Source organism: Flavobacterium sp. UBA2787, assembly GCA_002352205.1.
In the GTDB taxonomy this organism is placed as follows: Bacteria; Bacteroidota; Bacteroidia; order Flavobacteriales; family Flavobacteriaceae; genus Flavobacterium.
Genome location: DEHZ01000009.1, coordinates 4,450 through 19,032, shown reverse-complemented (window position 1 = coordinate 19,032; position 14,583 = coordinate 4,450). Strand labels below are relative to the sequence as shown.

The following is a 14,583-nucleotide window of genomic DNA, read 5'->3' as shown; positions in this document are numbered from 1 at the left end:
TCGAGTTTATGATAATTTTTGAATAACATTGAATATTTTCACATGGAGTAGTATTGCAAAATATAATTAACACAACAACTATGATGAAAAAATTATTTTTATTTGTACTAATTTTTGTTTCAAATTGGGTAACAAATGCTCAGGAAACTGGTATCATTTCGGGAAAAGTAACTGAAACAGAGGGAAACTTTTCGCTTCCGGGAGCCACGATTAAATTGAATGTTGGAAATAAATATACCATTTCCAATCAAAATGGAGATTATGAATTTTTGAATGTTCCGGCTGGAACCTATCAAATTGAGGTTACTTACATAGGATATCAAAAGCAATCACAAGAGGTAAATGTAGTAGCCGGTAAAAACGTTTTAATTAATTTTGTTTTAATTCCAGGCTCAGAAGAACTTTCTGAGGTTGTTGTTTTAGGAGATCGTTTGCGTGGTCAAGCTAAAGCAATTAATAAACAAAAAAGCAATCAAAATATTACGAATGTAATCTCTTCCGATCAAGTGGGTCGTTTTCCTGATGCAAATATTGGTGATGCGTTAAAGCGTGTGCCTGGAATCACGATGCAAAATGACCAAGGTGAAGCAAGAAATATAATCGTTCGCGGTTTAGCACCAAGTTTAAATTCGGTGACTCTAAATGGCGATAGAATTCCGTCTGCTGAAGGAGATAACCGTAATGTTCAAATGGATTTAATTCCGGCTGATATGATTTCAACAATTGAAGTCAATAAAACGCTAACTTCAGATATGGATGCTGATGCGATTGGAGGTTCTGTAAATTTAATTACACGTGCTACGCCAAACGGAGAACGTATTTCCGGTACATTAGCGGGTGGGTATGGTCCGATTCGTGAAAAAGGCAATTACACCGCTGGTTTTGTCTATGGAAACCGTTTTTTTCAAAACAAATTAGGGGTGGTTTTCAGTGCCTCCTATAATAACAACGATTTTGGTTCCGATAACGTGGAAGCAGTTTGGGTTAGAGGAGAAAAAGATCAAGTTTATATTGAAGAATATGATGTTAGAAAATATGATGTACGACGTATTAGAAACTCATTTGCATTAGCAACTGACTATAAGTTCAATGAAAATAATAGTATTTATATTAATGCTATTTATAATTTTAGAGATGACTTAGAAAATCGTTACCGTGCACGTTACCGTGGCATTGACCCTATTTATGATGCTAACGATGATATTATTGGTTTTGAAGGCGATGTGAGAAGACAAACTAAAGGTGGTATTGATGATAGTAAAAACAAAAACCGACGTTTAGAAAGACAAACAGTGCAAAACTACTCTATTGGTGGAGATCATTTATTGACTTCTAAATTAGCGATGGATTGGTCTGTTAACTACGCTCAAGCAAGTGAAGATAGACCTAATGAACGTTATATTGAATATCAAAACCGAGGGTTAGATATGAATATGAATTTAAATGACACAGAATTCCCATTAATCACAGCTGTTGGAGATAATGTAGCGGAGGATTTTGAATTTAGAGAATTAACACAAAATCAAGATTATACGGAAGAAAGTGAATTAGGTGCAAAATTAAACTTTAGAATACCTTTTTCAGTAATTCAAGATCAAAAAGGAAGATTACGTTTTGGAGCACGTTTAAGAATTAAAAATAAAGATCGAAATAATATTTGGTTTGAATATAGTCCGATTACTGAATTTGGCAATTTGAATACCATTCCAAATTCTTTTTATGGTGGAGAAGATTGGCAAGCCGGTTCTCAATATGTGCCCGGAACATTTGTAAGTAATTCTTTTCTGGGAGGTTTAGATCTGAATAATACCGATTTGTTTGAAAGTGAAGCCGTTCCATCAGAATACTTAGCATTAAATTATAAGGCGAAGGAAAATATTTATGCAGGATATATTCGTTGGGATCAGGATTTTAATGATCGATTATCAATGATTGCCGGGTTACGTGTAGAAAATACGTACATCGATTACACTGCCAATTATATTTTAGATGAAGAGGATTTAGTTGGTGAAATCAACAATACGAACTCGTATACAAATGTTTTACCAAGTATAGCTTTTAAATATAATGGTAATAAAGATTGGGTATATAGAGCTGCTTTTACAACCTCCATTGCTCGTCCGGATTATTTTGCTTTATCACCATTTATTAGCGTAATTCCCGATGATGATTCTGCTATTGATGCAGGAAATCCAAATTTAAAAGCAACGTATGCCTATAACTTTGACTTAATGGTTGAAAAATATTATAAATCAGTAGGTTTATTATCAGGGGGTGTTTTTTATAAAAATTTAAATGATTTTATTTACACCTATCGTGATAATCAATATACTAATGGTAAATTTGCAGCTGACTTTCCTGGTCAAGAAAACCCAATACCAACAGAAAATCCGGGTAACTGGTCGTTAACACAACAACGCAACGGAGATGAAGTTAGTGTTTATGGATTTGAGGTTGCTTTTCAACGTCAATTGGATTTTTTACCTGGTAAATTTTTCAAAGGTTTAGGTGTTTATTTAAACTATACATTCACTGAGTCAGAGGCAAAAGGTATCACCAATTCTGATGGGGAAGCAAGAACAAACGTTAGTTTGCCGGGAACTGCTCCACACATGTTTAATAGTTCATTGTCATGGGAAAACAATAAATTCTCAGCTCGTATTTCATTAAATTATGCATCTGATTATTTAGACGAATTAGGAGGCGAAGCTTTTGACGACAGATACTACGACAAACAAATGTTTTTAGATGCCAATGCATCCTATAAAATTACACCGCGATTGAGAATTTTTGCCGAAGCCAATAATTTAACCAATCAACCGTTACGTTATTACCAAGGAATTTCATCAAGAACCATGCAAATGGAGTATTATCAGGCCCGTTACAATCTTGGTTTAAAATTTGATTTGTAAGTTTATATTACTTGTTTAAAAATGTTTGACAGGGTGAAAATCCTGTCAACATTTTTTTAATTTTAGAAAAAATGAAAAAAAATAACATTATTTTTATTCTGCTTTTAGTCTTTCATTTTGCAGAAGCTCAAAAGTATTTAGAAGAGGAAAAATCGGGATACAAAGGCGGATTTATTCCCGAATTAAAATTATTGGACAAAAGCGAGAATTTTTTAGTAATTGGCGATTTTGGGCGACATGGCGATTATTATCAAAAGGAAGTCGCCAAACAAATGACAAAAGCAGCAGCTACAATTGATTCGGATTTTGTGATTTCTGTTGGCGATAATTTTTACCCAAACGGAGTTCAAAGCACGCAAGATTTGCAATGGAAAGCTTCTTTTGAGGATATTTATTCCAGTCATCAATTGCACAAAGATTGGTTTATCACGTTAGGAAATCACGATTATAACGGCAATATTCAAGCCCAATTGGATTATTCAAAAATTAGTCGTCGTTGGCAATTGCCTAATTTGTATTACAAAAAAACGATTGAATTGAAAGGCGGAAATAAATTATTGATGGTTTTTATCGATACTAATCCGTTTATTGACAGTTATCATTCCAAAGGCGAACAGATGGAAGAAAATGTAAAAACGCAAGATACCATCGCACAAAAAAAATGGCTCATTGAAACGTTAAATACAAATGATAAAAGTATTAAATGGAAAATAGTCATCGGTCATCATCCAATGTATTCCGGAGGAAAAAGAAAGAACAGCATCGATACCAAAAACATGGAAGATAAGTTTGCTTCGCTTTTTGATCAATACAAAGTAGATGCTTATTTGTGTGGTCACGAACATGATTTGCAAGTGATAAAACCAAAAAACAGATATACTACACAATTTTTATCAGGAGCAGGTTGCGAAGTTCGTCCAACCGGAAATCGTGAAGGAACCTTGTTTGCCATTTCCGAACCTGGATTTATGACTTTTTCTGTTACTGAAACCAAGATGTTGGTGCAACTCGTCAATGCTTTTGGAAAAGTAGTTTACACAACTGAATTAACTAAATAGAAATGAAAAAATTAGCCTTCCTATCATTACTGTTTTTAATCGCTTGTGGTGATAAATTAGCCCCGGTTAGAGAAGATGCTTTGCGACCTACTGTTGTAACCCAGCCTTTGCCACACGATACAGACGATCCTGCTATTTGGATACGTCCTACAGACCCAACCAAAAGTCTTATCATCGGAACAGATAAAGATACCGATGGTGGTTTATATATGTATGATTTGGATGGGAAAATCATCAAAAAATCAGAAGTTTTAAAACGACCAAATAATGTTGATGTTGCTTATGGTTTATTAATCAACGGAAAGAAAGTGGATATTGCTGTGACAACCGAAAGAGAAAGCAATAAAATCAGGATCTTTTCTTTACCCGATTTAACCGCAATTGACAACGGTGGAATTGAAGTTTTTGTAGGCGAAACAGAACGTGATCCAATGGGAATTTCGCTTTATACGAGACCATCAGACGGAGTTATTTTTGCTATAGTGGGAAGAAAATTTGGTCCATCAGGAACCTATCTTTGGCAATATCAATTAACTGATTCCGGTGATGGAAGTGTTAGTGCCACAGTAGTTAGAAAGTTTGGTAATTTCAGCGGTAAAAAAGAAATTGAAGCTATTGCTGTTGATAACGAATTAGGATACGTTTATTGTTCCGATGAGCAGTTTGGTGTTCGAAAATATTATGCTGATCCTGCTAAAAATGACAACACCGAATTAGCCATTTTTGGTCAAAAGGATTTTAAATCTGATCACGAAGGAATTGCCATTTACAAAAAAACAGCTACAACAGGATACATTTTAGTTTCTAATCAGCAAGCCAATACTTTTATTGTGTATGCGAGAGAGGGAACAAACGGCAACCCGAACGACCATAAAATGTTGGCAGAAATTCCAACTTCCACGATTGAATGCGACGGAGCCGATGCAACAAATATCAATTTAGGCAACAAATTTCCAAATGGACTATTTGTAGCCATGAGCAACGGAATGACTTTTCATTTGTATGACTGGAATGAAATTCAAAAGTTGATTGATTTGCAGAAAAAATAAATTTTTTGGTTGGGAGGATGGATGCTAATTTATTAATCCTCCCAACTTTTTAAAAGATAAGAATAGTCTATTTTGGTGATGCAAACGAATAGATTGTTAGCACAAGTTATTTTTTATACTTCTTTAATTTTTGAGCATATCAATTTGTTGTTTAGCAGATTTCTTGGCTTGTTCATCTCCAAACTCTATAGTTTTTTCATAATATTTTATTGCTTTTTTTAGATCACCTTTAAGTTTATAACCATGAGCGATATTATTTAAAATTATAAAATCTTTTGGATTAATTTTTTCTGCTTTCAACAGCGGTTCTATGCCTTTGTCGTACTCTCCAACAAGTAGATAAGTTATTGAAAGGTTTGAAAGACTTTCAATGTTTTCCGGATAATAGTTCAAAATTTCATTAGCTATGTCTCTCATGTTGACGAGCAGTTTGTCATCACCGGTATTATAAAGCTGTACTTGGTAGTTCTGTAAAGAAGAAAGAAAAAATTCTTTACCATTGTTGTGTTTTTCATTATTCGTCCAAGTCCACTCATTTTTGTTTGTAGCCGAATGTTTGATAGTTTTAATAATCTCGGTAGTAAATTCATCCCAATTGGACACCAGTCCCAATACATAGATTTTGCCAAACCGCATATCTAAACGATCCGGAAAACGTTTTATACCTTCGTCAATCTTAGTAAATCCTTTGTTTAAATCGCTTTCAGAATAGTAGATGTCACTACCAAGATAGCCGGCTGTTTGGTTTAAACTGTCTTTTAATTCTAATGCGTTTCCATTTGGCTGTTCTGAAGTTAAGCGAATAGTTTCTTGTTTGGCAATTTTAACATGATAATTAAAATAACTAGTATACAGTTCAGCATCATTCGGATTAAAATTTTCCCATTCTTGTAAAACCCTCACTAAATTGAGTGTGTCGTTCTCTTGAAAATATTTTTTAAAGTCCGTGTGATGGTTCTGACCAACCATTAGTTGTGTGAAAACCATGACTATAAATACACTTACCTTTTTACGCATTGTTTATTTATTAATTGTTTGATGAAACAGAAAAGAAATCAACAGCTCTTGTTTTCCGGGTTAATTGATTTACAATTCAAAATGTATGCAGCTTCATACAAATATACTGTTTTACCAGTATAGTTTATGACACCTTTTTTGATACACAGAAATAATAATGGAATGTATGAATTGGAAATTGTCAACTACGTTATCTAACTCAAAATTATATAAATTTCTTTAAAAATCTTGTAATTCATCTTTATCACTTTCTGCAGAACTTTGTATTTATAAAAGTTAAATAATTTAATATACTGATTAAAAAGTATTAAAATAATGGTTTTATATATAAAAATTAACGAAAAAACGTTTTAATTTTTATTAAAAAGAATGTGTAAATTCTTTGAAAACCTTTATTTAAAATAGCTGTAAACCATTCAAAAGCCTGTGACTTTTTAGTGCAAATAGAAACAAAGTTTTTGTCTAACAACTATTTGTAATTAGTATTTAAGACAACAAAATGAAGACGATTACTATCATATCAAACACTACTGCTGCAGTTTTTAATGAATTGCATGCACAATTGGGAGGTACTCTTATCATAAAGTCCCGTGAGTATGTTTTAAAATTAAACAATGATTTGGCTGTAGGAACAATTTGTGGTGTTGCGGTTGAAAATACCATTACCTATATTGAATTTAATTTGACTTTTAAGTTGAATACTACGATTCTTTATGAAATGAATGGGCAACATTTTTTACATTTTGCCTATTGCCTAAAAGGAGAACTATTTCAAAGTTTTATAGAAAACAAAAAGAAAAACAAAATGTCGCAGTTTCAAACGGGTATCTTTTCAAACCGACTCGACAAAAAATCATATTTCTATTTCAAAAAGGAGAAAGAGATCAAAGTTTCTATCATTACGTTTGATACTTCTCACGTAAACGATGCTGACTTATTTGATTATATTCAACATAAGTTTTTTAAACACCCCTGCAATGATCAATTTGCATACATAGGTTCATACAACCTAAAAATAGCCGAGAAAATCCAAGAATTAAAAACCATTGAACAAAATGGTTTAGCGAGAAATTTGCTGATTAGTAGCATCGTCTATTTAATTTTGGCTTTAAAAATTGAACAACATTCCAGTGATGAAGACGCTGATATAAACGTATCCTCCTCATTGACCAAGAAAAATATGGAGGCTATTCAAATGATTTCACTCTTTATAAAAAATAACCCGGAGCTTGATTATTCCGTAAAATTCCTTACTAAAAAAACAGGACTCCCTCCTCATAAACTGCAAATAGGGTTTAAAATTTTGCACAACAGAACAGTGGCCGATTATGTCAGAAATGCTCGTGTGGAAGTAGCCGAAAACTTAATTAGAACAACAGAACTAAACATCTCTGAAATTGTTTACAGTGTTGGATTGACCAGTAAAAGTTATTTTTCCAAAATTTTTAAAGAAAAATACGGATGCAATCCAAAACAATATAAAAATCAATTAAATGAACGAAGTTCTTCGGCTTAAATAGCATTAGTGTTTTTATGATTTTAGGTAAAATTTTGAATACTAATGTGCTGAAATTTTATACTCTAAATCATTTGCTGTGATGTAGTTGTCATGTATTTAAAGTAGTAAGTGGTTTAGGTTAAAAGCGAAACCACTTTTTTTTTGAGTTATTTTTAAACTTTTTTGAGTCATTTAGCAAAGCTGGAAACAAGTACATTTACTTAAAAAACAAAATAATTTAACGGTAATTATTAATTAAAATAAATAGTTATGATTGGCAATCATATTGACTAAGACGAGTTAGAAAATTAAAATTTCACTAGTCGAAGCTGTATATCTAATTAGTATTTCTCGAAAATACACCATGTATGAAAGCTATTGAAAAAACGCTAAATGATCAATTAGATGTACTATTGGATCTACTACTCGAAAATCACGAAGGTTTTCAAAATGCAAATAAGTTTGCAACAAATGAGAACCTGAAAATATATTTTGAAAAAAAATCGCAAGAATGTAAAGAATTTGCCACCGAACTAATTGGCGAATTTGAATTCTTAGGCATTTTGGATGAAAACGAAAGTTTACTAGACTACGTTAAACGAGCGTGGACTTCCATAAAATGGGTTTTTTCTACCTATGATGATGAAAAAATTATTAACGAAATATTTTCTGCCGAAGAAGAGTTAATTGAGCAATATGAGGCAATTCTACAATTAGAGTTACGGCCTTCTACCCAAACTTTACTGAGCTTGCAGAAAGAATGTATTCAAAGCAATCTCAACTATACAAAGCAGTTAAAACAGTTGCCAAAGTGGACGTAATGTGTCAATGTGGTAATGTGTCAATTTGTTGCGGTGAGGTTTTAATCCTCCCAACCACACAACGTTAATCCGAAGTCTTTTGTCTCCTTTTGGTTTCTTTTTTAATTTTAGGTATTTGGTGAGGGTTTTGTTTGGATTTTGCTAACGTCCCGACGCTTGGCGAGGTTGGGGACTAAATTAAGATTTAATTTCGGTTAAGCACAAAATTTCCAAGCACAAGACCAACTTTAAATTAAGCCTAAAACCCCAATCTAGCCAAACGGCTGTTAGCGGTTAGGTCGTTTCAAAACGGAAATTTCTATTTAATTCGGTTTACTTTGGTTTCATTACTTTAATTTAGAATATGAGTCATTAAACACAATATTGGTTATTTTAGCTTTTTCAAATAAATCTTTTACTTTATCAGTACAAACTTTTACACCAGTATCTTTTAATCTAAAAATGTCTGAGCCATCCCAGCCTTTTTTATCCCATTTTATAGGTTTAAACATCGGAACACAATCATCTTTGTCTCTATTTGTAACTTCTCCACCAACTCCAGTTATGTGAAAACCATAATAATTTTCTTCAACTTTATCAATTTTAATTGGATAACAAGACCAGCCAGAGATTTTATTTTTCTCTAATAACAACTTCACTCTTTCTGAAATTGCAAAATTTGTACATTCACAATATGCAATTAAATCAAGTGGTTTTTGACCTCTATAAACTTTAAAAGTATTATTTTTTATAAGCGGTGTTGGGTCTTGTGCTATTTCCCAGGAATCGTATTTTATTGTTGACTCAATAGCTATTGCACCTCTTTTTTGGAAAATTGTACTAAATGTATTAAAATTGATTTTCTCTTCTTTTTTCATTTCAATTTTTTTTAAGAAACTTAAGATCATAATCATTTTCATTTATAATTGTTTGTTTGCGTAATTTTGGTTTCGACTTACCGCTAACTTATCGCTAACCGCTACAAACTTTCGGTTATACACCTCGTTTTGGAACTATAATCGAAAGTTTTACTTTTTTAGCGAAATCAAATATATCCTTTTTTACTTTGATTTGAAAGTAGTTAGAATTGATTTTTGAAAAATGACTTGTAGAATTTCTTTATTAAAATGTAAAGTATTTTTGCAATTACTCACGTGTAAACAACACTTCCATTTTACCCTGTTTTAACTGCACTGTTTTTTCCTCCGGATTAAAAATAAGCTTAATATTCGCCGGGTCAAAGGTAAATGTATGATTTTCGAACGCACTCATCGGAATGGCTCCCTGTCCGGTGGCTTGCGTCATTAAAACGTTATCATTTTTAAAAATGGTTAGTTTTAGCGGAAAACCTTCGCTGGCATAAACGCCCAGATAAGCATCTAAATCTTCCGATTTGAGCGTAACTGCTTTGAGACCATTGCTTTCTATCTTTTCATTATATAAAATTTTACGCACTTCTTTATGCGGTAAAACGGTTAAAACAGATTCATTATTTTGCAATAAAATGATGGTTTTGTCATGGTCGATATGCCTTTCGATAAAAGTAATATAACCAGCCCAACCTCCGGAATGATTTACAATTTTGCCATATTTTTCATGTTTAGAAACAGCCCAGCCAAAACCATAGTTGGTTTCTTCTCCGTTGGTAGTTTTAATAGAATTAAAAATAAGGGCTTTGTCTTTACCATTAACTAATTTGTCTGTATATAAGGCTCTATCCCATAAAAACAAGTCGCCCAAAGTAGAATTCACCATTCCATCACCCACAATTCCGTCGAGGTAATAGGTGTAAAAGGTTTTGCCAAAACTATCTGTTAAAACTTTTTTCCCCAAACTGTCAGGCACATAGCCTAACGCATAATTGTCTATTTTTTGCGGAGCATATCGGCTTCTGTACACCAATGTATTTTTCATTTTCAATGGGTTAAATATATTATCCTTCAAATAGTTTCCGAATGATTTTTTAGATGCTTTTTCAATAATTAGACCCAACAATGCATAGCCGGTGTTGCTGTATTCATATTTTTCATTGGGTTGAAAAACCACAGCAGGTTTGTGGGTTGCCATCAAGTTAACTATATCCTGATTCACTGCGAACTTAGTTTTGTCCCAATGTTTTTCAAATAACTCCATGTAATCGGGAAGTCCACCCGTATGATGAAGCAAATGACGAATAGTTATGTCGCCATAAAAATCCAGTTCAGGAATGTACTTTGCCATCTTATCATCATAGTTCAATTTCCCTTGTTTGGCCAATAAAACGATGCCCATAGCCGTAAACTGCTTGGAAACTGAAGCCAATTCAAATACCGTTTGCGGATTTAATTTTTGTCCCGTTTCTTCGTTAGCAAGTCCGTAACTTTTTTCAAATACGATGTTGCCTTTTTCAGCTACTAAAACATTACCGTTAAAAGCTTTTTTAGCGTGCAAAGCGGTAAACAAACTGTCTAAACGTTCACTTTGACTTTTTTGTGCGAAACCGGAATAGGATAGCGTAGAAACCAAAAAGAGAAGTGCAAGCTTTTTCATAGTTAGGATATTTTTCAAGAATTAAATGTACTAAAATAAATGTAATCTTTGTGCAGTTGAGGAATTATAAAACCCTTTTTAACTGCATCACCATATTTTTAGCTAGTTTTTCATAAGCTCCGGCAATTCGGTAGCCTTGATCAAAATCGAACATTCCTTCTTCTAAACCAATTGATCGGGTGTATTCCACTTTCAAAAGAATTTGTGTTGGGTTTTCAGTTTCTGAGATGGTTATGATTGCACTAATTTTGGCAGGTTCGGTACCGGCCACAACATTATAACCGGGATAAATCCAAGTGGTTTTTACGTTCAAGGTGTGCTTAGCATTACCGTCTTTGACTAGCTTAATTTCACCTTTATCAAAACGCTTGTTGAAGTAGTCAATAAATTTTGGCTCATATTTAGCAGAACGATCAGCATACCAATCCGTTTTGAATTTTTCTGCTTCTCCCTCTTTATGGGCTCTTTTTTCCATTTTTTCTTTCAGATACTCTTCTTCCGAATCAAAGCCATGCACTTGTAAATCTGAATAATCAAAAGTTACAGTATATGCTGAAATCCCTTTCAGGTTTTTAAAATTCCCTTCGAGTATTTTTTGTTGTGAAAAAGTGACAATCGCCCAAAAAAGAAATATAAAAAGAAAATACGTTTTCATAGTATTGTTCAATAATTTAATTGTTTACTATCTCCTCCCAACTACAAAATGTTAGTCTCAGCTCTTTTGCCTTTTTTAAAGTAACTTTTTTGGTTTATTTTTTAGTAGAATGTATGTGGTGAGTTTTGTTAACGGTTTCGGGCTTTGCGTTGGTGGGCTTTTGAAACCGTAAACTGTCTGCCAGCACCAGTGTTATTAATTGCTCAAATGTTTCTATTCGCACAGTTCGCCCACTAACGCAAAACCCGTGTTAGCCCTAGTCATTTATTTTTCGTTGGGTTAATTTTTAAGTCTAACACTTCAATCACTTCACAGTCGGCCGAAAACATTGCTCCCTCTCTAAAATTTCCTTTTACACCAATTTTGATTTTGTCATAATGTAAAGGTCTCATTTCATTGTTTATTATCCACATTCTCGCAGTGCCTTGGTTGGGTACTGATTTGTCATTACACAACAATACATTTCCTTCCCTGTCTTCAAATTCTGGCCAAATCATATACATTTTATTTTCGGTCTCTCCAACAAATGAAAAGTCGCAACGTATTCCCTGATATGGTTCTCCAGTTTTTCTTCCACCATCTTCAGGACTTCTAAATTTGTATTTTACTCTGAAGTCTGCTTTATGTCCTAATCGTTTTTCGTAGGGTTCGTGCATCACTTTGATTTTAGTCTCTTAATTTCAGCGATTAATTTAGGAATGTCTTGTCTTGCATGTGCAATAAAGTCTTGGTCAGCAGTCGTTGCACCAGTCAAGTAAATGTCTTCACCTCGTTTGTCGCTCCAAATATCTTCGCCCTCAGAAATGCCAGTCATAATAAAACTGCTCCCGATTTCAATGTCACGTCCTTCGATCATTGATGTCCACGGTCCAGGTGTTGTCAATTTACAGCGGTCTTCTATTTCTTTAATTTCATTGTCTGTCATGTCTTGTAATAATTGGGGCTAACTTGTTTATATGTATGACAAAATCATACTATTGCATCCATATTTGGATAGCTTTGTATGATAATCATCATACTTTATTGATTTATCAAATATAACAAAAGATAGTAAAAATTATCAAAAGAACTTTTAATTTGTTAAATTTTTTGTGCTAACATGGGTGTAAATTTTAGTTGTTTAACTGCTGTTGTGCACTAACAATTTTTGAATGACTTATATTATTTCTTTCTAATAAATGCCTTGCATAGCAATAACAAATTAATGTAATAGAATACTTATTTGATGTGGTCTAAATCCCCACGCACGGGGTAGGAGAACCTCTTTTTTGCCGTCTTGTACTCCTTTTTTGGGGTTGTTTACTGTTTTTATGGGGTGTTTTGCTCCATGAATGGGGTTATGCAAGTGGTTTTTTGGGGTCTCAAACTCCTCGAATGGGGTTCCGAAGTCCATGCATGGGGTTCCGAATTCCAAAAATGACGTCTCTCTACGTCAAAAATGACGTCTACCAACGTCAAAAATGACGTCTGCCTACGTCAAATGATAGGTGATAGTATATTTGACAATACTTTTATAGTATGTAAGAATCCTTTCGGTACGCAATTACAGTACGAAAAGCAGAAAAGCGATAACAGACAACTGCCTATCGCTTCAAACTAAAATGTGCTTTGAATTCTTTCTCAAAACCATCATTATTGGTGTAAAGTAATGTAAACCAATAATCGGTTGAAGGCATGTTTTCACCATTATAAGTGCCATCCCAGCCATTTCCGCCGGAAGCTTTTAGGGTTTTTAGTAATTTCCCATAACGATCAAAAATGTAAATTAGCGATGTAGGCTGGTTTTCCAATCCGCTAATGTTCCAAGTATCATTAAAACCATCACCGTTCGGCGTAAAGAAGTAAGGGTAATTCAATGAATAGACGGTTAGCACCAACTCACCACAACCATTTTTATCCCTAACAATAATAACGTTTTCTCCTTGAAGAACATTCGTAAAATAATTACTGCTTTGAATTGGTCCGTTGTTTAAAATATATTCATAATCACCCGATCCGCCCGTTACAGTAACAGTAATCACTTGGTTTTGATCAAAATCTTGTCCCACGGTGGCACTTCCAATGGCTATGGATGAAGCCGAAACTGTTGCAGAGGAAGAACCCGAACAACCTGTTATGGTGTGTGTGGCTGTTACGGTATAAAGACCTGTTGCTGTGGCTAAATGATTGTTTTGTGTGGTGGGCAGAACATCTCCATCCAATGTCCAAACAAAGGTGTAATTGGTGTTCGAAAGTCCGCTTTCCAACAAAATAGGAGCTAAAATTTCCCCGGTCAAATTATCTACACAAACATAACTGTCTGTTAGAATTGGCTCAGGCAGATTAGTAACCTCAATTGTTTCTGAAACCGTCGTATCACAACTTCCTTGAAGGAAATAGTTGATGGTGGTTATTCCGCTTCCAATGGCTGTTATATTTCCGTTGCTGTCGATAGTGGCAATATTCGTGTCGCTGATAGACCAAGTTCCTCCGGTTATTGAAGATGTCCACTGTGTAGATTCACCAACACAAAGTGTATCTACTCCGGTGATGGAAACTGCAATAGTATTTACAGTGACAGTCAACGTAATCGGCAAAGCACACTCAGTAGTATTTGGTGTAAACACATAATTTCCACTCGTAATAGTATTGATAGTGGATGGATTCCATGTTCCAATGATTCCATTCGGCGATGTAGTATTTAAAGTTGGGGCAGTTGTTCCGCTACACAACGTTAAAGATGTCGCAAAATCAGGTGTAACAGGATTATTGACCGTTACTGCTAATGTTATTGGCGAAGCACATTGATTTGCATTCGGTGTAAAAACATAGTTTCCACTTGCAGCAGTATTAATAGTGGATGGACTCCAAGTTCCCACAATTCCATTTGGTGAAGTTGGATTTAGAGTAGGAGGAGTTGTTCCGCTACATAACGTCAAATTCGTTGCAAAATTTGGAACAAGTATAGGGTCAACCGTTACAATTAAAGTGACTTGCGAAGCACATTGATTGGCATTCGGTGTAAAAACATAATTTCCGCTTGTGGTAGTATTTATGATAGAAGGATTCCAAGTTCCAGCAATCCC

At 34.0% G+C, this 14,583-nt stretch carries 12 protein-coding genes; 5 read left to right on the top strand and 7 right to left on the bottom strand.

Features of this window, described 5'->3' with window-relative positions; all coding sequences use genetic code 11:
• Positions 1–83: 83 nt before the first annotated feature.
• From B4N66_RS06470 to B4N66_RS06460, 3 genes are all read left to right on the top strand, one after another.
• Positions 84–2,912 (top strand): TonB-dependent receptor, encoded by a 2,829-nt coding sequence (locus B4N66_RS06470; protein WP_291093341.1) that lies wholly within the window; start codon positions 84–86, stop codon positions 2,910–2,912.
• 71 nt (positions 2,913–2,983) lie between these two features.
• Entirely contained in the window at positions 2,984–3,970 is a 987-nt protein-coding gene (locus B4N66_RS06465; RefSeq protein WP_291093272.1) for a metallophosphoesterase, read from the top strand.
• A 2-nt stretch (positions 3,971–3,972) separates the two neighbouring features.
• Complete coding sequence (locus tag B4N66_RS06460) at positions 3,973–5,019, top strand: phytase (RefSeq protein WP_291093271.1); 1,047 nt, start codon at positions 3,973–3,975, stop codon at positions 5,017–5,019.
• Between the two features lie 123 nt (positions 5,020–5,142).
• Here B4N66_RS06460 and B4N66_RS06455 read toward each other — a convergent pair whose 3' ends face one another.
• Positions 5,143–6,036: a tetratricopeptide repeat protein gene (locus B4N66_RS06455; RefSeq protein ID WP_291093270.1), complete on the bottom strand. Its 894-nt coding sequence runs from the start codon at positions 6,034–6,036 to the stop codon at positions 5,143–5,145.
• A gap of 499 nt (positions 6,037–6,535) precedes the next feature.
• On the opposite strand from B4N66_RS06455, the gene B4N66_RS06450 reads away from it, so the two are divergent.
• A complete protein-coding gene (locus B4N66_RS06450; protein ID WP_291093268.1) occupies positions 6,536–7,552 on the top strand; it encodes a helix-turn-helix domain-containing protein in 1,017 nt (338 codons plus the stop codon).
• Positions 7,553–7,902: 350 nt separating this feature from the next.
• Positions 7,903–8,355: a DUF2383 domain-containing protein gene (locus tag B4N66_RS06445; RefSeq protein WP_291093267.1), complete on the top strand. Its 453-nt coding sequence runs from the start codon at positions 7,903–7,905 to the stop codon at positions 8,353–8,355.
• 326 nt (positions 8,356–8,681) lie between these two features.
• On the opposite strand, the gene B4N66_RS06440 is transcribed toward B4N66_RS06445, so the two are convergent.
• From B4N66_RS06440 to B4N66_RS06415, 6 genes are all read right to left on the bottom strand, one after another.
• Positions 8,682–9,212, bottom strand: a complete 531-nt coding sequence (locus B4N66_RS06440) for a hypothetical protein (protein ID WP_291093265.1) — start codon at positions 9,210–9,212, stop codon at positions 8,682–8,684.
• Positions 9,213–9,480: 268 nt separating this feature from the next.
• Complete coding sequence (locus B4N66_RS06435) at positions 9,481–10,863, bottom strand: serine hydrolase domain-containing protein (protein WP_291093263.1); 1,383 nt, start codon at positions 10,861–10,863, stop codon at positions 9,481–9,483.
• A gap of 64 nt (positions 10,864–10,927) precedes the next feature.
• Positions 10,928–11,518, bottom strand: a complete 591-nt coding sequence (locus tag B4N66_RS06430) for a hypothetical protein (RefSeq protein ID WP_291093262.1) — start codon at positions 11,516–11,518, stop codon at positions 10,928–10,930.
• Positions 11,519–11,778: 260 nt separating this feature from the next.
• On the bottom strand, positions 11,779–12,174 hold the full coding sequence (locus tag B4N66_RS06425) for a hypothetical protein (protein ID WP_291093260.1): 396 nt from the start codon (positions 12,172–12,174) through the stop codon (positions 11,779–11,781).
• Entirely contained in the window at positions 12,174–12,443 is a 270-nt protein-coding gene (locus tag B4N66_RS06420; protein WP_291093258.1) for a hypothetical protein, read from the bottom strand. The genes B4N66_RS06425 and B4N66_RS06420 overlap by 1 nt, the downstream gene beginning before the upstream one ends.
• Before the next feature lie 658 nt (positions 12,444–13,101).
• On the bottom strand, positions 13,102–14,583 hold a 1,482-nt coding region (locus tag B4N66_RS06415), incomplete at its 5' end, for a T9SS type B sorting domain-containing protein (RefSeq protein ID WP_291093257.1).